Source organism: Chroococcidiopsis sp. SAG 2025 (genome assembly GCF_032860985.1).
GTDB lineage: Bacteria > Cyanobacteriota > Cyanobacteriia > Cyanobacteriales > Chroococcidiopsidaceae > Chroococcidiopsis.
Window position 1 is genome coordinate 402,125 of sequence record NZ_JAOCNC010000001.1, and the last position, 24,120, is coordinate 426,244.

General features: G+C 47.9%; 17 protein-coding genes and 1 pseudogene. 10 read left to right on the forward strand and 8 right to left on the reverse strand.

Annotated features, from left to right (window positions below):
* Nucleotides 1–41: 41 nt before the first annotated feature.
* Entirely contained in the window at nt 42–176 is a 135-nt protein-coding gene (locus N4J56_RS01960) for a hypothetical protein (protein WP_317104905.1), read from the forward strand.
* Nucleotides 177–458: 282 nt separating this feature from the next.
* A complete protein-coding gene (locus N4J56_RS01965) occupies nt 459–947 on the forward strand; it encodes a hypothetical protein (protein WP_317104906.1) in 489 nt (162 codons plus the stop codon).
* 263 nt (nt 948–1,210) lie between these two features.
* On the opposite strand, the gene N4J56_RS01970 is transcribed toward N4J56_RS01965, so the two are convergent.
* The gene (locus N4J56_RS01970; RefSeq protein WP_317104907.1) at nt 1,211–1,435 is read right to left on the reverse strand and encodes a DUF4926 domain-containing protein; all 225 of its coding nucleotides are present in this window, start codon (nt 1,433–1,435) and stop codon (nt 1,211–1,213) included.
* Between N4J56_RS01970 and N4J56_RS40725 the strand changes: the two are divergent.
* A pseudogene (locus N4J56_RS40725) lies at nt 1,427–1,637 on the forward strand (type II toxin-antitoxin system HicA family toxin). The gene N4J56_RS01970 and the pseudogene N4J56_RS40725 overlap by 9 nt on opposite strands.
* Before the next feature lie 165 nt (nt 1,638–1,802).
* Here the strand turns inward: N4J56_RS40725 and N4J56_RS01980 are convergent.
* A complete protein-coding gene (locus N4J56_RS01980) occupies nt 1,803–2,336 on the reverse strand; it encodes a hypothetical protein (protein ID WP_317104909.1) in 534 nt (177 codons plus the stop codon).
* A gap of 340 nt (nt 2,337–2,676) precedes the next feature.
* Between N4J56_RS01980 and N4J56_RS01985 the strand changes: the two genes are divergently transcribed.
* The 6 genes from N4J56_RS01985 (at nt 2,677) to N4J56_RS02010 (ending at nt 10,737) form a co-directional block, all read left to right on the forward strand.
* A complete protein-coding gene (locus tag N4J56_RS01985; protein ID WP_317104910.1) occupies nt 2,677–5,325 on the forward strand; it encodes a M1 family metallopeptidase in 2,649 nt (882 codons plus the stop codon).
* Nucleotides 5,326–5,341: 16 nt separating this feature from the next.
* Entirely contained in the window at nt 5,342–5,518 is a 177-nt protein-coding gene (locus N4J56_RS01990) for a hypothetical protein (RefSeq protein ID WP_317104911.1), read from the forward strand.
* A 220-nt stretch (nt 5,519–5,738) separates the two neighbouring features.
* Complete coding sequence (locus N4J56_RS01995) at nt 5,739–7,466, forward strand: AarF/ABC1/UbiB kinase family protein (RefSeq protein ID WP_317104912.1); 1,728 nt, start codon at nt 5,739–5,741, stop codon at nt 7,464–7,466.
* Nucleotides 7,467–7,539: 73 nt separating this feature from the next.
* A complete protein-coding gene (locus N4J56_RS02000) occupies nt 7,540–7,917 on the forward strand; it encodes a hypothetical protein (RefSeq protein WP_015152555.1) in 378 nt (125 codons plus the stop codon).
* Nucleotides 7,918–8,010: 93 nt separating this feature from the next.
* Nucleotides 8,011–9,981 (forward strand): precorrin-3B C(17)-methyltransferase, encoded by a 1,971-nt coding sequence (gene cobJ, locus N4J56_RS02005; RefSeq protein ID WP_317104913.1) that lies wholly within the window; start codon nt 8,011–8,013, stop codon nt 9,979–9,981.
* A 21-nt stretch (nt 9,982–10,002) separates the two neighbouring features.
* Nucleotides 10,003–10,737: a class I SAM-dependent methyltransferase gene (locus N4J56_RS02010; RefSeq protein ID WP_317104914.1), complete on the forward strand. Its 735-nt coding sequence runs from the start codon at nt 10,003–10,005 to the stop codon at nt 10,735–10,737.
* Between the two features lie 105 nt (nt 10,738–10,842).
* Here the strand turns inward: N4J56_RS02010 and N4J56_RS02015 are convergent, their stop codons facing one another.
* Entirely contained in the window at nt 10,843–11,244 is a 402-nt protein-coding gene (locus N4J56_RS02015; protein ID WP_317104915.1) for a metal-sensitive transcriptional regulator, read from the reverse strand.
* A 248-nt stretch (nt 11,245–11,492) separates the two neighbouring features.
* Between N4J56_RS02015 and N4J56_RS02020 the strand changes: the two genes are divergently transcribed.
* Nucleotides 11,493–12,701 carry an HhoA/HhoB/HtrA family serine endopeptidase gene (locus N4J56_RS02020; protein WP_410500293.1) on the forward strand — a complete coding sequence of 403 codons (1,209 nt, stop codon included), beginning with the start codon at nt 11,493–11,495 and terminating at the stop codon, nt 12,699–12,701.
* 81 nt (nt 12,702–12,782) lie between these two features.
* Here the strand turns inward: N4J56_RS02020 and N4J56_RS02025 are convergent, their stop codons facing one another.
* From N4J56_RS02025 to rpsT, 5 genes are all read right to left on the reverse strand, one after another.
* Nucleotides 12,783–16,829, reverse strand: a complete 4,047-nt coding sequence (locus tag N4J56_RS02025) for a DNA-directed RNA polymerase subunit beta' (RefSeq protein ID WP_317104917.1) — start codon at nt 16,827–16,829, stop codon at nt 12,783–12,785.
* 180 nt (nt 16,830–17,009) lie between these two features.
* Nucleotides 17,010–18,887, reverse strand: a complete 1,878-nt coding sequence (locus N4J56_RS02030) for a DNA-directed RNA polymerase subunit gamma (protein WP_039715073.1) — start codon at nt 18,885–18,887, stop codon at nt 17,010–17,012.
* A 102-nt stretch (nt 18,888–18,989) separates the two neighbouring features.
* Complete coding sequence (rpoB, locus tag N4J56_RS02035) at nt 18,990–22,292, reverse strand: DNA-directed RNA polymerase subunit beta (protein ID WP_039715072.1); 3,303 nt, start codon at nt 22,290–22,292, stop codon at nt 18,990–18,992.
* A 661-nt stretch (nt 22,293–22,953) separates the two neighbouring features.
* A complete protein-coding gene (locus N4J56_RS02040; RefSeq protein WP_317104919.1) occupies nt 22,954–23,739 on the reverse strand; it encodes a TatD family hydrolase in 786 nt (261 codons plus the stop codon).
* A gap of 76 nt (nt 23,740–23,815) precedes the next feature.
* Entirely contained in the window at nt 23,816–24,118 is a 303-nt protein-coding gene (rpsT, locus tag N4J56_RS02045) for a 30S ribosomal protein S20 (RefSeq protein WP_192153512.1), read from the reverse strand.
* Nucleotides 24,119–24,120: the final 2 nt, after the last annotated feature.

The window sequence follows — 24,120 nt, forward strand, 5'->3', positions numbered from 1 at the left end:
AAATTCAGATAATTTGTATAACGATGAATTTACAAATAAGAATGCCATCACCAGAAATAAGAGCGCGTCATATTGCTAAGCTAAGAGAACTCAACAGACGTATGGATAAACATATTTTAGATTTAGATGAAGTAAATGCTTTATTAGAGGCAAATCTGCGCGAACAACGGCGGTGAATTGAGCGGTTGAGGGAAGAGAAGTAAGTGATAATTCAAGGTGAATAATTGTTCACCAATCTTTAACCGCAGATACACGCAGATGAACGCAGTTAGAATATCATTGCTTCTTTAGGGTGGGCATTGTCCATCTAAAATTCTACTGCTCATAAATTCAGTTATTAATTTTAATTTCAGTATTTTCTCTCATTTCATAAAAGATCTATGTAATTTATATTGAGTTTATCTCACCAAATCAAATAAGTAAATGAACTCATTGAGGAAAATCTAAACAATAAAAACATGAATAAAAATTCTGGTACAAATGACTTACTTTTAAGAATATTTATTTTTGTCATCGCTTATCAAGTTTTTACTTATTTCAGCCGTTCGCCCGAAATCAAAAGTAATATCTCTACATCTGCGAATAATAGCTCTACACTCACACAAGAAGAAACTGAACTAAATGAACTAGCAAAAAGTTATTGGTCAAAATATCTATGTAGAAAAAATGATTCATACTATATTATTCAAAATTATCCGATGACAGATCAACTATATGAAATAAAAGAAGTTCAATTTATTGGATATGCTGCAAAAGCTAATACGCCAGCTGATAAGATGAACAATATCAACGCATGGGGTAGCTTACGTGCAAAAGGACTTGTATACAGACATCATAAGGATTTATGGTACGTGGGAAGAATGGTCAAATCTTGGACCATACATGAGTGTCGATATAGTAAGAAAAATGGAGAATGGCAGGTATCCAGTTTAGAAAAAAGACGATAAGTACAAACGTCCAAATTGCTCCAACTTACCTCAGTAAATATTAAATAATAGCTTAAAAATACAATCTAGGCGAATAGAATTTGCGGCTACACAAACAAAGTCCACCTTCGCGGACTAAAGACAAGTTTTTAAAAACTGCATCAGCAGTTTTTTTGTGTTTAAAGATGGCTTTAGTCGAAGTTTTTATAGAAAAATGATAAGTTATCTATCAACCTGTTGCTACTGATTGTTAGAAGTATGTATAAAAGAGTAGAGCGATCGCACTAACTCAAAACTCGTACATGAGCAATTTCTTTTCTACCAATGGAACGAAGCTGCTCATTAGACAGTGAAATCACTGCTACCGTTTCTCCATCTAAGGTCATAAATTCTACCTCATATCCTTGACGATCTCGATGTACTAAAACAACAGTACCAAGATCGCCTTGCTCTAAATTACGTTCTAGAATATTAGTTGTTAGAATGAAGCGATCGAGTTCTTGGATCATTATTCACTCGGTAAAGAAGCTGTCAAGGTTTTTGAAAAATTGGGTTATGTGTTAAATCGTCAAACCGGAAGCCAGTATGATACTTTGGCATAACTCAAATCCAACTTTATCAGTCCCAAATCATCGAGAATTAGCACCAGGATTGTTGAGAAGTTTGATTCGACAAGCAGGAATTACAGTAGATGAGTTTCTGGCAATATAGATAAAAGTAAATATGCTCGACAAGCGCGATCGCAAATTGCATAACTCTCAAATGCGAACATCATACAGCGATCGCCTCAAACACTTGCCTATCTCTCGACACAACTTCCAGCTTAGAGTGCAGAGTTACAATCGCCTCAATTAAGAGTTGTTGCGGCGTTAACCCTCAATCCTGTAAAACTTGCAACAAGCGGGCAATTGTTTCATCATCGTGCAATAGAGGAAACTGAAATGCTCTCCCACCACTGGGTAGGTTGACGAGTCCTCGAACATCCCGTGTTGGTGTAGAGTCCTGTTGCTGCTGCTTCCTTGCTTCTGCCATCAATTCAGCAACCTGATTTTCATTTGTGGCTGGCAGTCCCCACAACCTGGATACTAACTGTTGATATCGCTTTTGAGTGAGGGCAAATAGCGTAGTTAGAGAGATCCGCTCTATCTTCTCAATCGCAAAATCTCGGAATGTCTCAAATAGCCGGATGAACTTTTTCGCTTCAGTCAAAGTCTTGCCTTGCGACTCCAGCCAAGCTTTGAACGTGTCTTTGGGCATAGCTTTGGACATCTGCCAGTAGTCGCATCCTTGGGCTAGGGCATTCTCGATTATCAGGTGATCGCGCTGTCTGATTCTTTCATTTATATCGCGCGATGGAAAAGAATTTTTGTTGGAGGCGATCGCAGCAGGATTTGTTGTGTTAGTATTCATAGTACATACAACACATATGTGATGTGATTTTGTTTGATTAGGAAGCCCTAAGTTTGTCAGACCTGGGGGCTTCCTAAGTATTTTTGTATTGTATCAGATATCTCTGCATAAGTCGATCGATGGGGAATAAAAATCGGAAGCATTCTGTTGTTATGCAGACGTAGCCGGAGAACGAGCGCCTGAAACAGAAGTAATCTGTTGCTGCATAGCTGCGATCGCCCACAATACTCTCACCTGCAACTCTGACAACTGGTCACTGATAACTGTCAAAGGCGTTACCCTGGAAAGAATAGAAGATAAACGTCAGCTATTTTTCATCTATCGCAGGTTGACCCTTACCATGCTGCAATCCTATTTCGATACAGATAATAACGGTCATAAACATAAATCTTTTGAGCTTCCAGGGGCAAAACCCCACTATAATCCCGATCGCCCCGGACAAGTCGAGCATATTTTTCTCGATCTCAATTTAGATATCCCCAACCAAAGCTATAACGGGACTTGCACGATTCAACTCAAACCCGTCCGTAATGGGATCGATCGCCTGACGCTAGATGCAGTCAGTCTGAATATTCACTCAGTCCAAGTAGACACTACCTCAACGACATACGATTATGACGGGCAACAGCTACAGGTACATCTAGCTAACCCCACACAAACTGGGCAATCAATTAAAATTGCGATCGCCTACTCAGTCGCGAAACCCCAACGCGGAATTTACTTTATCGCCCCAGATAAACACTATCCCAACAAACCAGTCCAAGTCTGGACGCAAGGAGAAGATGAAGACTCCCGTTTTTGGTTTCCCTGCTTCGACTACCCAGGACAACTCGCAACTTCAGAAATTCGGGTGCGCGTCCCCAAACCTTACATTGCCATTTCCAATGGCAGATTAATCCACACTGAAGAAAACGGCGATTATAAAATCTTTCACTGGTTGCAAGAGCAAGTCCACCCATCCTATTTAATGACTTTAGCAGTAGGAGACTTTGCCGAAATCCAGGATGAATGGAACGGCAAACCCGTCACTTACTACGTAGAAAAAGGCAGAGAGGAAGATGCACGGCGCAGCATGGGCAAAACTCCCCGCATGGTCGAATTTTTCAGCCAGAAGTACGGTTATCCTTATGCTTTTCCCAAATACGCTCAAGTCTGCGTAGATGATTTTATTTTTGGCGGGATGGAAAATACGTCTACCACCCTGCTGACAGATAGATGTTTGCTAGACGAACGGGCGGCGATTGATAACCGCCTCACAGAAAGCCTAGTAGCGCACGAACTCGCCCATCAGTGGTTTGGCGATTTAGTTGTGATTAAACACTGGTCTCATGCTTGGATTAAAGAAGGCATGGCATCCTACTCTGAGGTGATGTGGACGGAACAGGAGTATGGAGTCGAAGATGCTGCTTACTACCGCTTGCTAGAAGCCCGCAACTATCTGGCTGAAGACAGCAGCCGCTATCGTCGCCCAATTGTAACGCACGTTTATCGAGAGGCGATCGAATTATACGATCGCCACTTGTATGAAAAGGGTTCCTGTGTCTACCACATGATTCGGGCAGAGTTGGGAGAAGAGTTATTTTGGCGGGCAATCCAAACTTTCGTGCAAGATAACGCTCACAACACTGTAGAAACTATAGATTTACTCCGCGCTATTGAGAAAGTAACGGGGCGAAATCTTTTATTTCTCTTCGATCAATACGTCTATCGCGGCGGACATCCCGAATTCAAAGTTGCTTACACGTGGGATGGCGATAGCAAATTAGCGAAGGTGACTGTTAACCAAACCCAAAACGATCTATTCGATTTGAAGATACCGATCGCGTTTGGTTATACGCGGGAGTCGGGAGTCGGGAGTCGGGAATCGGGGAAGAATGCTGAAGGAGAAAACTCAAATTCTACTACTCACTACTCACTATTCACTACTCACTCTAAAGCCTTCACCGTGCGCGTTAATGAAAAGGAACAGAGTTTCTACTTTCCTTTGGCAGAGAAACCTCAATTTATTAGCTTTGATGTTAATAATAATTACTTAAAAACCGTGTCTTTAGAATATTCCGTTCCAGAACTAAAGGCACAGTTGCAATTCGACCCCGATCCGATTTCTCGGATCTACGCAGCTGAAGCTTTGGGGAAAAAAGGTGGTCTAGAGGCGCTCTATGCCCTCGCTGAAGCATTGAAAAGCGATCGCTTTTGGGGTGTCAAAGTAGAAGTCGCGAAACAATTAGCTCAAATTAAGCTCGACCAAGCTTTTGAAGCTTTAGTTGTCGGATTGAACGATGAAAATCCCTTGGTACGACGTGCCGTAGTCGAGGCTTTGGGTAACATCAAAACTTATGCGAGTTACAAAGCCCTGAAGCCGATTGTGGAAGATGGCGACCGCAGCTATTACGTAGAAGCAGCCGCAGCCAGGGCAATTGGTATTATCGCCGCTGCCAAATTGGAAGAAAAGCCCAAGGAAGAAAAAGTCTTAAAGCTGCTCAGATCGATTTTAGAAAACAAAGCAGGCTGGAACGAAGTTGTGCGCTCTGGGGCGATCGCGGGCTTGAGTCAAATGAAAACCTCAGCCGAGGCACTAGACCTGATTCTAGAATACACCCGTTTAGGAGTTCCTCAAGCCTTGCGCCTTGCAGCCGTTCGCGCCCTCGGAGCCATCTCTACAGGTCAATCTGCTGCCGATTTAGAGCGGATTCTAGAGCGATTAACCGAATTAGCCCAGGAGAGTTTCTTCCTCACCCAAGTCTCGGTTGTTAATGCCTTGGGACAAATGGAAACTCCCAAAGCGATCGCGATTTTACAAACTCTAGCAACGCAATCCCTTGATGGACGAGTCCAACGAATCGCCGAAGAAGCTGTAGCAAAAGTCCAAAGCTCAGCAGGTTCTGACCAAGCTGTCAAGCAACTCCGCGACGAAATCGACCAGCTCAAAAAACAAAACCAAACCCTGATGAGTCGTCTGGAGAGCCTGGAGGCTAAGGCTGCTAACTAGGGGCGAGGAGCGAGGGGTGAGGAGCGAGGAGCGAGGAGTGCAGGAGCGCTCGGGAGCAAGGAAGCTGAGGAAGCAGGGGAGCAGGGGAGCTGAGGAGCAACAACCATCAACCGTCAACCAACAACCAATTACCCATCACCCCTCACTCCTCACCCCTCACCCCTCACCCCTCACCCCTCACCCCTCCTCTTAACTTTTCTTATCAATTTGTACTTTCATATACTATGTTAAGAATAGATACAATTTAAATAACGTATTCTACGTATAAAAAGACATCGACAGGGCAGGTTAAAAAGGCTATAGTTGACCGTTTGGGAATCTAAGTCGATTGACTCGTAGTTAAAAGTAGTCACGAGATTACCCTGGTTAGTAAACGAGTGTAAATATCCGATTGTAAAGAGGCAAGTCAAGGCGTGGGTCAGTATCAACTCGCTCAGCTTAAACGTTACGATCCAGAAGCGATCGCGCAGTATTATCGCTTCCGTCCTTTGCTGGCTGTAGCGCGGACTTTCAAGGTCGTCTGGTTGTTTGCTGGGTTTATTTTTGGTTTAAAGTGGGACGATTGGCGCGATCGCGAAGAAGAAAATAAGCTCAAACGAGCCGTCCAACTGCGGCAGCTCCTCACCGATCTGGGTCCGACGTTTATCAAAGTCGGTCAAGCGCTCTCCACTCGCCCAGACTTAGTGAGAAAAGATTTTCTGGACGAACTGGTAAAACTGCAAGACCAACTACCTGCCTTCGAGCAGGAAATCGCTTTCCGCACGATTGAAGCCGAACTGGGACGTTCGGTTGAAGAAGTTTACAGCCAAATATCGCCACAACCTGTAGCTGCTGCAAGTTTGGGACAAGTATATCGCGCTCGGCTCCATAGTGGCGAAGAAGTTGCCGTTAAGGTACAGCGTCCGAATTTACGCCCGACGATTACTCTCGACCTTTACTTAATGCGTTGGGCGGCGAGTTGGCTATCTCCTTGGTTACCGCTCAATCTCGGTCACGATCTGACGATGATTGTGGACGAATTTGGGACGAAGTTATTTGAGGAAATTGATTACCTCAACGAAGGACGGAACGCCGAAAAGTTTGCGACCAACTTCCGCAACGATCCTCACGTCAAAGTTCCTTTAATTTACTGGCGTTACACGAATACTCGCGTCCTGACGCTGGAGTGGATTAACGGATTTAAGTTGAATGACACTGCTAGCATCCAAGCAGCGGGATTGAATACAGATGAATTGATCGAAATTGGTGTAACAGCTGGGTTGCAACAGCTATTAGAACATGGTTTCTTTCACGCTGACCCCCATCCAGGTAATTTGTTTGCCATGCCAGACGGAAGGATGGCTTACATTGACTTCGGCATGATGGATCAATTGGACGAGCGGACAAAAGAAACGCTAGTAGATGCGATCGTGCATCTCGTGAATAAAGACTATGACGAATTGGCAGAAGATTACGTCAAGCTAGGATTTCTCACGCCAGACACTGATATTCGCCCGATTATCCCAGCTTTAGAAGCAGTCTGGGGTAGCGCGATCGGTAAAAATGTGGGAGATTTTAATTTCAAAACCATCACCGACTCCTATTCGGAGTTGATGTATGACTATCCTTTCCGCGTACCTTCTAAATTTGCGCTAATTATCCGTTCTTTGATTACGCAAGAAGGAATTGCCCTCAGCCTCAATCCTGATTTCAAGATTATCGAAGTTGCCTATCCCTATGTAGCGCGGCGGTTACTGACGGGTGAAACCCCAGAACTGCGGCGCAGGTTACTCAATCTCTTGTTCAAAAATGGTAAGTTTCAATGGCAGCGGTTGGAAGATTTGCTCGACATCGCTAGCGCTGACGATAGTTTTGATATTCTACCCACCGCTCAACTCGGCTTGCAGTATCTTCTATCTGAAGAAGGGAAATACCTACGGCAACAATTGGTGATGGCACTGACGGAAGACGATCGCCTGCATACAGCAGAAGTACAGCGGATCTGGAATTTAGTTAAGGATGAGATTCAGCCCGCACGTCTGTTTGATGCCGCGATTGGAGCGATCGCCAATCTATCTAGAGAAAGAGCGGCGGCGATTCTCCCGACAGCAGTATTTTCACTCATTGCTACCCCAGATCGAGAGCGGTCAGGGGATACATGATGGATGCAAAAGGGTAAGATGTTGAGAGTCACAAAAATTAAAATTAAAAATTTGTAACTTTAAGGTATCTTCCATGTTTTACCCGTCCACTCCGCCTTATTTCCTGCTCGTTGCAGGTTTGTTTGTCGCCTTGACTTCTGGAGCGGCGTTTTCTGGCACGCTCAAACAGCTGCTACAAAAATGGTCGAGCGATCGCGCCACCGATACCGATACAATGGCTAAAATCCGCACCGGACAATTAATTTTTCCTTTTTTGGGCATGGCTGTCGGTGTTTGCGTCTTTCTTGCCTCTGGGATTGAAATTTTTGGCTTCCCCATCATGATGTCTTATGCTTTTGCCGTTCCCCTGACGTTACTGACTGGTTTGTTAGTTTGGTATCAGTTGGGAAGCATGTTTGCTTTAGCAGAACGGGAAGGATTTCAAGCTTTTAATCTTGATTCTTGGGAATAGTTTATTTGTCATTTGTCATTTGTGATAGTTCGTGGGTAGGGTGAGCAATGCTCACCTTACTTTTTATACATCAGAGCTTTAGATCGAAAAATTGTGTTGCTGCAAGATTTTCAACCTTTGTGCGCGATCGCGACGACTTCTATTGGTGCAAACAGATTGCGGTCTATTTGTCAACCTAATAATCCAGTCTGGGTTCCAGAGTCTCTGTCGAGTCTTGCCGGAGTGCAAGCCTACTCAGGTTCGCTCAAATCTCACGTAGCCGAATTGTGGCAATCTCACCGCGCCTTCGTTTTTTGTTTGGCAACTGGGGCAGTTGTGAGGATCGTTGCACCTTTATTGCAAAACAAAGCCACCGATCCGGCAGTTGTCGTAGTTGATGAGGCAGGAAAGTTTGTCATTAGTCTGTGCGGCGGACATCAAGGCGGGGCTGACAAGATCGCAAAAATAATTGCCCAGCTCATCGATGCAACTCCAATATTAACCAGCGCTTCTACAAGTTTAGGATTACCCGCCATAGATTTATTGGGCGTTCCCTTTGGGTGGCATAAAGGGAGAGGAGATTGGACGGAAGTGAGTGCGGCAGTAGTGCGTGGCGAACCCGTACAAGTCATTCAAGAAGCTGGTTCTACCTTGTGGCGATCAACAGCCAGCGTCCGGCAGTCACATTTGAGTTTTGAGCTATCTCCTGACGCAACAGCCAAAATTTGGATTACGCCACGCCCGATTGAGGGCGCACAGCCGTGCGCCCCTACTAGCAATTCCCTTCAGCCTCAAATTCAGTGGCATCCCCGTGTCTTGTGGGTGGGAATCGGTTGCGAACGGGGAACCTCAAGACAACTGATTGAAGCTGGTATTCAGCAAATCTGCCGAGAAAATCAACTTGCCGCAGAGGCGATCGCGGGGATTGCGACGATCGACCTGAAAGCTGATGAAGTTGGGTTAGTCGAATTGTGCCACGCCTACGATTTTCCCTTACGGACTTTCCCCGCTAAAATCTTGAGGGCGATTTCCGTCCCTAACCCCTCCCCAGTTGTAGAACGAGAAGTCGGGACTCCCAGCGTTGCTGAAGCTGCGGCTTTATGCGCTTGTTTAAATCCACCTCATACAAAGGCGCACCACACAGATTCCGATCGCAAGGTAACACCTACGCTATTGGTTCCCAAACAAATTTTCAAACCCAATACCCCAACTCCCGTACGGGCGGGTTTCCAAACCCGCCCCTACCGAATCCCGACTCCCGAGTTCACGGGTGCAGTCACGATCGCGATCGCCCAATCGGAAATCGAATATACGGGTCGTATTGGTAAACTGTTCCTCGTGGGAATAGGACCTGGTGCGATCGAGCAAATCACCCCAGCTGCCAAAAGCGCGATCGCCACGGCGGATGCAGTTATCGGTTACTCTCTCTACATAGAACTAATTGCAACACTGCTACAACCCCAGCAAGTTATCGAAACTTTACCCATTACCCAAGAAAGACAGCGCGCTCAAAGAGCGATCGAACTAGCACAATGGGGTTTGACAGTGGCGGTGGTATCTTCGGGAGACTGCGGCATTTACGGGATGGCAGGGTTGGTGATGGAAGAATTGCAAGCAGGAGACTGGGACGGAAGCACGCCTCAAGTGCAAGTTTTTCCCGGAATTACAGCGTTGCAAGCCGCCGCCGCCCGCGTCGGCACGCCTCTAATGCACGACTTTTGCGCCATTAGCTTAAGCGATTTACTCACCCCTTGGCAAGTTATTGAAAAGCGCTTAATTGCCGCAGCAATGGCTGATTTTGTCACGGCAATTTACAATCCGCGATCGCAATCGCGCGTCCAACAACTACAAATCGCCAGAGATATTTTCTTGCAATACCGCGATCCAAACACTCCAGTCGCGATCGTCCGTGCGGCTTATCGTCAAGACGAACAAATTTACCTAACAACTTTAGAAAAGTTACTCGATTTACCTGTCGATATGCTATCTACGGTATTAATTGGTAATTCTAGTACTCGCACCTATGCCGATTGGATAATCACCCCACGGGGTTATTTGGATTTTGTGCCAGAAATGAAAGAATAGCCAGCTAGTTACTTTCCTACTATGTCCAAATCGAGCAACAGTAACTCTGATTCGCAGAGCTTTCACAGCAGCAATATCTTTCAATCGAAGAATTGGGAGGAAACAGTCAAGCAAGTAGGATATCGGTTTAACCGACAGTATCAAGGTCAAGATTTAGCACTCCCGCCAGAAGTGCAGGCAATGCCAATATTTCACGAGTGGAAAACTGGTATCCTGGCCGGCAGACTGGCTTCTCCTTTTTGGGAGATGGCTCAACCGCAGAAAAACCAAACTTGCCTAGATATTGGCTGCGGTGTTAGCTTTCTTATTTATCCTTGGACGGAATGGCAAGCATTTTTTTACGGTCAAGAAGTCAGTACAGTAGCAAAGGATACCTTGAATACTCGCAGTCCGCAGTTGAACTCAAAGTTATTTAAAGGCGTTGAATTAAGACCAGCCCACCAGTTAAACTACTCTCCAGCTCAATTTGACTTAGCGATCGCCACTGGATTTAGCTGCTATTTTCCCCGCGAGTACTGGAGTACTGTCATGGCAGAAGTCAAGCGAGTATTGAAACCAAGTGGGTTTTTTGTCTTCGACATCCTCAACCCCGAAACACCCCTAGCAGAAGATTGGGCAGTTTTAGAAACCTACCTGGGTGCAGAAGTGTTTCTGGAGCCTATATCTGAGTGGGAAAAAACGATAAAAGCTACTGGCGCTAAAATTGTGGCACGGCAAGCAGGGGAATTATTTCAGTTGTATAAAGTCCGGTTTTAGTACGAGAAGTTAGAAGTCAAAAGTCAAAAGTCAGAAGTCAAAAAGTCTAAATCTACGAGCATTTAGCGCTGTGATTTGCTGGCAATTTGTTTCTGCGATGCTGGACTAATGCAAAAATCGATCCAAAGCTTTTTTCAATTCATCAATCTCGTCTTCCAAATTTCCCACTTGAGCAGCTCTAGCAATACATTCAGTCAGATGCTCGTCTAAAATCATTCGAGCCACGCGATCGAGCGCTCCGCGCACGGCTGCAATCTGCGTCAATACCTCGGGACAATCTCGGTTTTCTTGCACCATAGTTTTAATCCCGCGAATGTGTCCTTCAATGCGAGAAAGTCGATTGATCACGGCGCGTAGGGATTCTTCACTATGGACGTGAACGTGAGCGTGAGCCGACCCCTGCTCGTGAACGTGACTGTGACTGAGGTCTAAGTCAGTAGATGGGGAAAGTATTTCAGTCCTAGCAATTGACGAGGAGCTTTTTGTCAGTTTATCTGTGCCGTTCATGCGCGATCGCACCCGCTAATAGAGATAGTTCAAATTCTAGCCTAGAGCAATTGAGTCATTTTCCGCTATCTGCTGCAAGCTTTGCCAAAATATTAGATATGACATCCTAAAAGGGTTGTTATTAGTTGTTGGTTGACAGTTGACAGTTGACAGTAAACGCGCTCCGCTACACGCCGTGAAGACGGTTGTTAGTTGCTGTTCCCTGATAACTGATAACTGATAACTGTTCACTGAGTTCGATTGATTCTATGCGATTAGGAAAAGTTATGCAGTATGTGCGCCAACTCAGTTCTTATGTGTTGGCGATTGTTATAGGTGTATTTCTAAGCGGTTGTTTGCAGGTACTACCGTCACAAGCAGACCCAGTCCCTCAAGCAACGATTTCCCAAGTTCCCACACCACCAACCCCAACTCAAAAAGCTGCCATTCAGCCCAACAGCTTTGTGACTGCGGCAGTTAATCGCGTCGGACAAGCGGTGGTACGCATCGACACAGAACGCACGATTACGCGCCGCCTACCCGATCCTTTTTCAGACGACCCATTTTTCCGCCGTTTTTTTGGCGAAAACTTTCCCCAACAATTGCCACCCGAACGTTTACAAGGATTGGGTTCTGGGTTCATTGTCGATTCTAGCGGCGAGATTTTAACCAATGCCCACGTTGTCGCTCAAGCCGATAAGGTGACGGTAACTTTAAAAGATGGGCGTGTTTTGGAAGGTCAGGTGCAAGGTGTAGATGAAGTTACCGATTTGGCAGCAATTAAAGTCAATGGCAAAAATTTGCCCGTAGCACCTTTGGGAGACTCTTCTAGCGTCCAGGTTGGAGACTGGGCGATCGCCGTGGGAAATCCTTTGGGATTAGATAACACCGTCACCCTTGGTATTGTCAGCACTCTCAAGCGTTCTAGCGCTCAAGTTGGCATTCCCGACAAGCGGCTAGATTTCATTCAAACCGATGCGGCGATCAATCCTGGTAATTCTGGGGGTCCGCTATTGAACGATCGCGGCGAAGTGATTGGCATCAACACGGCGATTCGCGCTGACGGGATGGGGATCGGTTTTGCAATTCCAATTGACAAAGCTAAAGCGATTAAAGATCGGTTAATTCGAGGCGAGAAAGTTGCCCACCCATATATTGGGGTACAAATGGAAACCCTTACCCCCTCGTTGGCAAGACAAAATAACAGCGATCCTAATTCGACGATTCAAATTCCCGAAGTGAATGGCGTGTTAGTAGTGCGAGTTTTACCCAACTCACCTGCTGCTGCCGCTGGATTGCGTCGGGGAGATGTCATCGTCCAAGTAGACGGGCAGACGATTACGAAAGCCGAACAACTACAAAGTTTAGTTGAGGATACTCAAGTCGGGCAGGCGATTCAAGTCAAAGTCCGGCGGGGCGATCGAACTCAACAGCTTTCCGTCCGCACGGGAGAGTTGCAAAGCGCTTCGCTCAAATAAGAGATTTTGTTTATCGAGAGGCAAAATTTTGCCTCTTGGCAGAAAACAAATAGGGTGGGCATTGCCCACCCTATTTTTTAGTTAGATATCGTCGTCGTCGAAGTCGTCATCGTCATCATCGTCATCATCGTCATCATCTATGTCGCCAGCTGAAGAGTCGTCGATCATCAGATCGTCATCTTCATCCAGGATGGCAGAGTTGCGATCGAAACCGAAGCTATCTCCCATGCCTTCTAGGTTGTAGGCGCGAGCCGTGCGATCGTCGAGGACGACATCCATGGCATCGTCACCATCATCAAAGACGCTGGTTGACATGGTGTCGAAATCGTCAGTACTGGTCGTACTGACTTCTTCGTAGGTGTTAAAACCAGTTCCCGCTGGAATCAAACGTCCAATAATCACGTTTTCTTTCAGACCCCGCAACCAATCAGATTTACCTTCGATCGCTGCTTCAGTCAGTACCCGCGTCGTTTCTTGGAACGAAGCTGCTGAGATGAAGCTATCTGTATTCAGCGATGCCTTGGTAATACCCAAGAGCATCGGCGTATACTGTGCTTTCGCCCCACCAGTGATGCTCATCGCTTCGTTGACCTGCTCGACTTGCCGCAGTTCGATCAACTCCCCTGGCAACATGGTTGTGTCGCCACCATCGTCGATCCGCACCTTGGAAGTCATCTGACGCACGATCACTTCGATGTGCTTGTCAGAAATATCAATGCCTTGAGACTGGTAGACGGACTGAACTTCATTCACTAGAAATGTCTGGACTCGCTGTAAAGCTTCCAGCGCACTAGCATAAACACCCTCGGCAGCATTGCGATTGTAGAAAATCTCCAGAATTTCATGGGGGTTTGCTGGACCGTCGGTCAGTGGCGTACCTAACTCTATGTGCGCTCCATCAGAGACAATGGCATTTTGCCCAGGTCCAATTGGATACTCGGTAAGATTTCCAGAATCTTCAATCACCTTAATGGCAACAGTTTCATCCTCAATCCGATTGTATTCCACCGTACCGCCAGCACGGGCAAGAATACAGGCTTCTTTTGGTTTGCGTGCTTCCAGTAGTTCCTCAATTCTGGGTAAACCCTGAATGATGTCTCCGGTTTTTGCCCGTTCAAAGACCAGCAACACTAAGTTATCGCCCCGTTGAACCAGTTCGCCGTCTTCGACTTGCAATACCGCACCGTTACTGACGCGATAAGGGCGACCTGTGCGTACAACCACTTCATAAGCGTTGCTAACCAACGCTCCATCACCTGGTTGTTCCTGCTCTTTTTTGTCTCCCGTTGCCTTCTTAATTTCCAGTACTTGCCCGGATTCAGCCACAACTGCTCCCGGAGCGATTTCCATACCTGCTACCACCAAGTCACCAATTTTGACTTGAGGACGTTCTTTGGTTGGAATGGATAGGCGATCGCTTTCTCGCAACACCAGTATGCGGCGAATGGCTTCTGCACCTTCGCGAATACCGCGAATTTCTCCGGCTTCTTTGCACTGAATTGCCGTCCGTGCCACGACTGCACCAGGAGGAATGTTCTGCCCGTCTTCTACGAGTAATGTGGTCGAAGTACTGCCTTGGGTAGCATCAGCGGCTACGTCGCGGCGGATTGTTAAAGACTCCAAAATTACCAACTGCAAGCGCTGGAGTTCGGGATCTTCTGCATCGGGAATCAATTCGATATCTGCCACCATTGGCGAACTACCGTGTTCTCCGCTCGTGTCTTGCTCGATTTCCAAAACCAATTGCGTCCGCAGCAGTTCTACTCCTTCAATCGACTTCACCCGCTCGGAATCTTTAAAAGCAATACGCTGCATCGATCGCAACTCAATCCGGCGACCCGATTGGTTAACGGATTGCGTGCTGGGTACGGGTGGAACATCTGGTACGGCATATTCGATCGCGGGACGTAGCAGTAAGGCTGGACCTTCGGGCGATTCGACATACTCGATATAACGCAGTTCGGATAGGGTATGTCCTGGGACGATTTCTTCTCCAGGCTGACCTAGAGTTCCGTCTCTGCCGAGTGCTGCTTCTGGGTCGTCTAACATCAGCAATTCCCCTGGCTTCACCACCAGTTCGCGCAAAATGTCATTCTTCTGAGTCACGGTGACAACGCCGCTATTCTGGCAGAAGATATCCTTCACGACTTCCGTACCCGCTTCGACATACGTGCCGTCCTCGACGATCAGCAGGGAGATATCTTTATTGACTTCGTGAGATTCTTCAGGAATCCACAACAAGGTTCCACCCTTGACGACTTCGTAACCTTGCTTTGCCTTACCTTTTTTCCCGATTTCTACACCAGCAAATTTCACAATTCCACCAGTAGCAGTGCGGTAGCGATCGTCAATTAGCTCTGCGACAACTTGACCGTTTTGCACTTTTGTGCCTGGGGTCGCTAGGAGCGAAAATTGTTGACCGTTATTTGTTTCGATCGTGTAATGCTCGCGACCTTGGAAGCTTTCCGATCGCACGGTAGCCGTATCGAGAACCACAGAGGCAGTAATAATTTCAATTTCTCGCTGCCGCGCCCCATCAGCAGCTTGGGGTAAGCGCACGACACCCCCATGCACGCTGGTCAGTTTCATCTGCGCCAAGACGCTATTCGCTTCGACGCGATCGCCGTTGTTGACGCTTGGTTCTGCACCTGGGGGCAAGTTGTAAACTTCTCCCGACAAGATCCAGATCAAGCCGCCTCTAGATGCAGTCGTCGTCGTGTTACCTTGACGGTCGGTCTTTTCCTCGGCGACGACATCCGCAAATTTGACTTCTCCTGCCAAGTCCGAAGCTACGTCTTTCGTCACTTTTTCCGTATTCACTCTGGTGGTACGGTTGCCAACGGGGACTTCAGCGATTAGTTGCCCGGTTGTCACTGTCTGACCGTCATTGACATAGACGATCGAACCTTGGTTGACGGGAATATTCACTTTACTGCCATTGGCAAGCTCCAAAGTCAGCGCCCCGTTGTTTTCCGCCATCAGCGCGTCTTCCCCGTGGCGGGTTCTAAACGGACGATTGCGGAGATTGCGCGGCATCCGAATCGTGCCGTCTTGTTCTGCCCGTGCTTGTCGCGCCACTTCTCCGGTAAATACGCCGCCCGTGTGGAAGGTACGCATGGTGAGCTGCGTGCCTGGTTCGCCAATACTTTGAGCGGCAATGATCCCCACCGCTTCACCCAAATCTACCATCTTGGCGTGTGCCAAACTCCAGCCATAACAGTGCTGGCAGACCGATCGCGCTGCTTCGCAGGTGAGGGGCGATCGTACCATCACTTCTCGGATACCTGCTTTATCTACTGCCTGCGCCAATTCGTCATGAATCGGCTGGTTTCTCTGCACCAAAACTTCTTTCGTTTTTGGGTGGATCACGTCAACTGCCGCGACTCGACCCAGCAAGCGATTGCCGATCGGAATCAAAGTGCGATCGCCATCCATCATCGGGCGCACGGGAATGGCGCGGGTCGTACCGCAGTCAAATTCCCGTACGATTACATCTTGGGATACGTCTACCAAGCGTCGTGTTAAATAACCGGAGTCAGCCGTGCGCAGCGCCGTATCTACCAGACCTTTTCTTGCCCCGTAGGACGAGATAATGTATTCGGTAACGGTCAGCCCTTCGCGGAAATTTGTTTTAATTGGCAAGTCGATAATTTCCCCTTGAGGGTCTGCCATCAACCCGCGCATTCCGACTAACTGCCGCACCTGAGCGATCGAACCCCGCGCTCCAGAAATAGACATCATGTGTACCGAGTTCAGCGGATTTGTCCGCTCGAAGTGATTCATCACTTCATCTTTGAGGGCTTCGCTGGTACTGTTCCAAGTGTCGATCACTTTTTGGAAACGCTCGACCTCAGTGATTTCTCCCCGTTGGTAACGCGCTTCCGTTGCTCTAATTTCGGCTTCGGCAGCTTCCAAGAGCGATCGCTTAGAAGGCGGAACCATCAAATCGTCAACGCTAATTGAGATCCCTGCTTTCGTCGCGTAGCGAAATCCTAAATCTTTCAGCTTATCTGCCATAACTGCCGTGCGAGCAGTGCCGTAAGTCGTGAACGACCAAGCAATTAGATTTCTCAGCTGGCTTTTACCAACTACGCGGTTGCGAAAAATAAATTCCTTACCGTCTGCCATGTTTTTAGTGAGTAGTGAGTAGTGAGTAGTGCGTGGCGCGTGATGGGTGGGGAATCGTAGGGGCGGGTTTTTTGAAGATACCTGTTCTGGAATAAATCCTTCTGCTGTTAAACCCGCCCTTACAGGGGGAGTGAGTTAATTGCGAATTTTGCATTTTTCCTAGTCCCCAGCCCCTAATCCCTAGCTGACAATCGAGTCTTGAATTGCTTTGTTGTAAATAATCCGACCAGGAGTTGTCAGGATGAACTGCGACAGCAAATTACCGCTACTATCCTCTCGGACTCGTCGTTCGCGAAAGTGTTTAGTTACAGTGCCATCGCCCTGCTGTTCTACTTTTAAAGGCTCGCTGTCTGGCTTCGCCGTCTCTACTTTGCCGTCGTAGCGTACCCAAACTTTAGCATGTAGGTCTACTCGCTCTTGCTCGTAAGCTACGATCGCGTCATCGAGCGATGCAAAGTGACTGCCAGCACCACGATTGTTGTTGGGATTTTCGGCAGTTAAGTAATAACAGCCCAAAACCATATCTTGGCTGGGAGTAATAATCGGTCTACCTGTTGCTGGAGACAGAATATTGTTAGAAGCTAGCATCAACAATCTTGCTTCTGACTGCGATTCCAAAGATAGAGGTACGTGAACCGCCATCTGGTCGCCATCAAAGTCAGCGTTGAACGCCGGACAGACCAAAGGATGGAGCTGAATGGCACGACCTTCTACCAAAATTGGCTCGAAAGATTGAATCCCCAAGCGGTGGAGTGTTGGAGCGCGGTTGAGCAAGACTGGGTGTCCTTCAATCACCTCTTCTAGAACGTCCCACACGCTAGGGTCATTGCGCTGAATTAGTTTTTTCGCAGCTTTAATATTGTTGACAATTCCACCGCGAATCAGACGGTGGATTACGAAGGGCTGGAACAGCTCGATCGCCATTTCCCGTGGCAAACCGCACTGGTGAATTTTGAGTTTCGGTCCGACAACAATCACCGAGCGTCCCGAATAGTCCACCCGTTTTCCGAGCAAGTTTTGCCGAAAGCGACCTTGTTTCCCTTCGATAATATCTGACAAGGATTTCAACGGACGGTTGTTTGCGCCTACCACCGTGCGTCCCCGCCGACCGTTATCGATCAGAGCATCGACAGCTTCTTGCAGCATCCGCTTTTCGTTACGGACGATGATTTCAGGAGCCAAAATCTCTTGTAAGCGCGCCAGACGGTTGTTCCGGTTGATCACGCGACGATACAGGTCGTTTAAGTCAGACGTAGCAAATCGTCCGCCATCAAGCTGCACCATCGGGCGTAGGTCGGGAGGAATTACCGGAATGTAACTCATCACCATCCACTCTGGTTTCGAGCCAGTGGCGATAAAGTTGTCAATCACCCGCAGCCGTTTGATTAGTTTTGCCCGTTTCTGTCCTTTTGCCGTACCAATTTCTTGCCGCAGCGTTTCTGCTTCTGGTTCCAGTTTGATATCCGAGAGCAAATTCGCTAATGCCTCAGCCCCAATCCCTACTTCTATACCTTCTAGGGTAGAATCTTCGCTGTAAAGTTGGTCTTCAATCTCAATCCACTGGTCTTCGCTGAGCAGTTGTTTATAAGTTAGGGTCTCGGCATTACCTGGCTTGAGGACGACATAAGCGTTAAAGTAAACGATTTGCTCGACATCCCGTAAGGGCATATCTAGCAAAATTGAAATGTAACTGGGAATGCCCTTGAGATACCAAACGTGGGCAACTGGAGCCGCGAGTTTAATAAATCCCATCCGGTGGCGGCGAACGCGGGATTCTGTAACTTCCACACCGCAACGCTCGCAAACGATCCCCCGATGGCGGACGCGCTTGTACTTACCGCAGTGACACTCCCAATCTTTTGCCGGACCGAAGATCCGCTCGCAAAACAGCCCGTCCATTTCTGGCTTGAGCGTTCTATAGTTAATTGTTTCTGGCTTCGTCACCTCACCTACCAACTGCCCGTTAGGCAAGGTTCTTTCTCCCCAGACCCGAATTCGGTCGGGCGAGGCGATCGCAATTTTTACGTAGTCGAACTGATTTGATAATCCTGGTCTCATAGTTGAGGGGTAAGGGGTAAGGAAGGAGTGAGGAGTGAGGAGTCAGGAGTGAGGGGAAGATAAGATATCCCTCGCTCCTCGCTCCTCGCCCCTTACTCCTAGTTAAATTTCTTCTTCTTCCAACGATTCGCGACTGAGAGATTCGTAGGTAGGACGGGAAGGAGTGCGGCGACCAGCCGGATCTGCCATCAGATCCACCTCGACATCAGAGGTACTGCCGTCAGTTTGAGTTTCTACCTTATGCACGGCAATATCTAGCCCCAAAGACTGCAACTCTCGCATCAATACCTTGAAAGATTCGGGCGTGCCAGGTCGAGGGATAGCCTTGCCTTTGACGATCGCGTTTAAGGCTTCGTTCCGTCCTTGCATGTCGTCGGATTTCACCGTCAGTAGTTCTTGCAAAGTATAGGCAGCGCCGAAGGCTTCTAGCGCCCACACTTCCATTTCGCCAAATCGCTGACCGCCTTGCTGTGCTTTGCCACCCAAGGGCTGTTGCGTCACCAAGGAGTAAGGACCGGTAGAACGGGCGTGAATCTTGTCGTCTACCAAATGCACCAGTTTCAGCATGTAAGCCATGCCGATCGTGATCGGGCGATCGAACGGTTCTCCGGTTCTGCCGTCGAAGACTTGGATTTTCCCAGGATTCTCTGGATCGTACATCCAATCTTGAGCTGTGTCTTCTCTGGCTTGCATCAATTTGCCGTGGACGATCGAGCGAGAAGCTTCTTCGCCAAACATTTCATCGAACGGAGTCAGCTTGAACCGCGAACCCAAGTTAGCCCCTGCCCATCCCAAGAGGCACTCAAACACTTGTCCTACGTTCATACGGGAGGGTACGCCCAAGGGATTTAACACGATATCCACAGGTCTACCATCGGGCAAGTAGGGCATATCTTCAAGAGGCAAAATACGGGAAATAATCCCCTTATTACCGTGTCGCCCTGCCATTTTGTCGCCAACCTGAATCTTGCGCTTTTGAGCGACATAAACGCGCACGACCATGTTAGCGCCAGGGGGTAATTCGTCACCCTGTTCGCGGGTAAATACGCGCACGTCTACCACGCGCCCTTTTTCGCCGTTGGGTACGCGCAGGGAGTTATCGCGCACGTCCCGTGCCTTTTCACCGAAAATTGCTCGCAGCAACTTTTCTTCTGGCGGCTGATCGGATTCGCCTTTGGGCGTGACTTTACCAACTAAAATGTCGCCCGATTCTACCCACGCACCAATGCGAATAATTCCCTGTTCGTCCAACTGTCGCAGGGCATCTTCCCCGACGTTAGGAATTTCACGGGTAATTTCTTCGGGTCCGAGTTTGGTTTGTCGTGCCTCAATTTCGTACTTCTCGACGTGAATTGAAGTATACAAGTCTTCTTGTACCAATCGTTCCGAAATCAAAATTGCGTCTTCGTAGTTGTAGCCTTCCCAAGGCATATAAGCAACGAGAATGTTTTGTCCCAGAGCAATTTCACCGCCTTCGGTCGAAGAGCCGTCAGCAATCACCTGTCCGGCAGCAACGCGATCGCCTTTACGGACGAGCGGACGCTGGTTGAGGCAAGTGTCCTGGTTGGAGCGCTGGTATTTGGACATCTGGTATTCGATTTCGCTTCCATTGGCAGCGCGGACGCGAATGCGGGTGGCATCGATATAACTGACTTCACCATCGGTACGGCTGACGATGACCATCCCAGAATCTCGCGCTGCTTGTGCTTCTAGCCCCGTCCCCACCAAGGGTCGCTCCGGTTTGAGCAAGGGGACGGCTTGCCGTTGCATGTTGGAACCCATCAGGGCGCGGTTAGCATCGTCGTGTTCCAAGAACGGGATCAAGCTGGTGGCGACAGAGACGATCTGGACTGGTGTTACCTGCACGTAGTCCACTTGGTCGGGGGTGGTGGTGGTAAAGTCTTGACGGTAGCGCACGGGGACTTGAGCGCCCAGCAGATTGCCATGTTCGTCGATCGGTACGTCTCCAGGTGCGACGCGGAAATCATCTTCCTCGTCGGCTGTCATGTAAATGGGAGCGCCATCGTACAAGACTCGCCCGTTTTTCACTTCGCGGTAAGGCGTTTCTAAAAAGCCGTATTGGTTGACTCTGGCGTGAGTTGCTAGCGAACCGATCAAACCTGCGTTGGGACCTTCTGGAGTCTCAATCGGGCAGATCCGCCCGTAGTGAGAGGGGTGAATATCTCGCACGGCAAAACCCGCCCGTTCTCGCGTCAATCCGCCAGGACCGAGGGCTGAGAGGCGGCGCTTGTGGGTCAATTCTGCTAATGGGTTGGTCTGATCCATAAACTGCGACAGTTGGCTGGAGCCAAAAAACTCCTTAATCGCAGCGACTAGGGGTTTGGGGTTGACCAATGAAGTCGGGCTGAGGTTATCTGTATCCGAGACGGTCATTCGTTCGCGGATAATCCGTTCTAAGCGGTTTAAGCCGACGCGAACTTGGTTTTGCAGCAACTCGCCGACGCTTCTGACTCGTCTGTTGCCCAAGTGGTCGATATCGTCGGTGCTACCCATGTCAAACTCCAAGTTGATCAGGTAGTCGATCGCCGCCAAAATATCTGTTGGTGTCAGTACCCGCGTCGTATCGGGGATCGATAAGCGCAGCTTTTTATTCAGTTTGTACCGTCCGACGCGCCCTAAATCGTAACGTTTGGGATCGAAAAAGCGCGAGTCGAGGAGCTGTTGACCGCCCAATACCGTTGGTGGTTCGCCAGGACGTAGCTTTTTGTACAATTCCATCAGGGCTTCTTCTTCAGAAAACTGCCCTTCTTTTTCGATCGTTTTTTGGAAATATTCTGGGTGACGCAGAGCATCAAAAATTTCATTGTCTGTCAGGGCAAGTGCCTTCAACAGAATTTGCGCCGACAGTTTGCGAGTTTTATCAATGCGTACCCAAACTAAATCGTTCCGGTCGGTTTCAAATTTCAGCCACGCGCCTCGGTTAGGAATCAAACTGGCGCTGTAGGTGCGACGACCGTTTTTATCGATTTCCGATTTGTAGTAAACTCCAGGCGATCGCACGATTTGATTGACGATCACCCGTTCTGCACCGTTAATAATAAACGTACCGCGATCGGTCATTAAGGGCAGGTCACCAATAAAAACCTCTTGTTCTTTAATCTCGCCTGTTTCTTTATTGATCAAGCGTGTCGGTACGTACATCTGCACGGCATATGTAGCATCGCGACGCTTGGCTTCGTCTACATCGTATTTAGGCTGTTTGAGTTTATAATTTTGACCTAGTAAGTGCAGTTCTAATTTGCCCGTGTAGTCGGTAATTGGTGAGAAGCTGTTGAGTTCTTCAATTAAGCCTTCTTCTAAAAACCACCGAAAACTAGCTTTTTGAATTTCGATTAAGTCGGGCAGCAAGTAGGAGGTAGATTCTTTAGATATCTCTGTAGTCATGCGTCTTGAAGCTCGCTAGTGAAAGTGTTTGGCGGATCGTCTCGAATTCGGAATTGTGAATTCGGAATTCGGAATTGTTATCTCACCCACGCTATTTCCTCGACTGGGTGTAATCCCAAGACTGGAATGGAGTTATGAATGCGGGGGAGGGATTGTCGATGCTATGCATCTTCGTGGTTTTCCGTGAATGAATCTAGAGGCTTGTACCGTATACCATATAGTTCTAAATTCCGAATTCTTTTACTCGGCCGTATTTCTAAACTGTTCTCGCTCCATCAAGCAGACAACAGCTAAACGATCGCCGTTGACGGAATTTCCCGTTGAGGCGATCGCGTAAGCAAAAATCAAAATTGTTCTGAGTCAGGAAACCAAATACTTGACAGTTACAAGAAAAAAGCAGTCTATTCTGGCTCATTAGATCGTAGGGACGGCAGATTCCGGTTGCTACAGCGAAAGAATAATTCCTCTTATTTTCTCACCTATGTTTTGTCAAGGGGTAAGAGCAAAAATTTACGTTGAAGCGGCGTAATGATGTATATTCCCAACTTTTGTGCAGTGGGCTAAAAAATTGTTTCATACATGCTCCTTAACCATTATGGCGTTTTTAATATACCTATGACAGCAGGTGTAGCGAATCCGAGCCGTTGTTCTCATCGCTAATTCACGCCGACAAACCGAATAGTTGACAAGCATTAGCGGTTGTTTGAGCTGCAATCTCTTCTAGTTCAACCCCGCGCAGGTGAGCCAGAGACTCGGCGACATGCCGCACGAAAGCCGGTTCGTTGCGCCGCTCTTTTCGCTTGGGAACTGGAGCCAAAAACGGACAGTCAGTTTCAATCAACAGGCGATCGCTGCTTACCATCTGTGCTGCTGTTTGAACGGTACGAGCATTCTTAAACGTGACAATGCCGCTGAAACTTACATAAAACCCCAAATCTAGAAACCAGGCAGTTTCCTCTGGAGTTCCGCTCCAGCAATGCATGACCCCGCGAATTTTCTCGCCGTGACGCTGCTTCATCAACTGTAATATGTCTCTAACTTGTGCGGCTGCTTCCCGACAATGGATAATAACAGGTAAGTTGAGGGTAGCTGCGCTCTCCAATTGCGCTTCAAATACTTCTCGCTGTTGCTCTTGGTTCTCTGCTTTATAGAAATCCAGTCCCATCTCGCCGATTGCCACAACTCGATCGTCACTACGTGCCAGGGACAAAATTTCTGTCGACATACTCTCCGTCCATTTGTGGGCATCTAGTGGATGTAACCCCACGGCAAAGCTGACTTCAGGAAATTGCTGCGCGATCGCTTGAATGCTGGCAAATTCTGCTGGTTCGACACAGGAATGAACCAAGTGTACGACTCCTGCTGCTTGCCATCGCGATCGCACGGCTGCCAAATCCGGTTCAAACACGTCGAAGTTGAGATGTACGTGAGAGTCGATCAACTGCATAACTAGGGAGTAGGGAGCAGGGAGTAGGGAGTAGGGGAAGAGCAACTAATAACCTCTTACCTTTTACCTCTCGCCTTTATCCTTCAGTCTTAGCCATTTCGTACTGTTTGAGTTGCTTAGCCAGACGGGATTTTTTCCTGGCTCCATTATTACGATGGAGTACGCCCCGCTTTACGGCTCGGTCGATTTTGCTGTATGCTGCCGACATCCGTTGTTGGACTTCTTGCTTCAGCTCTGGAGTAGGATTGGCGGCGTAAGCTTCCAGAGTACTGAAATACTTTTTCATCAGCGTTTTGACGGCTGAGCTATATGCTTTATTCCGCAGCCGATTACGCTCGGCAATTTGAACGCGCTTGATAGCAGACTTTGTATTAGCCACAG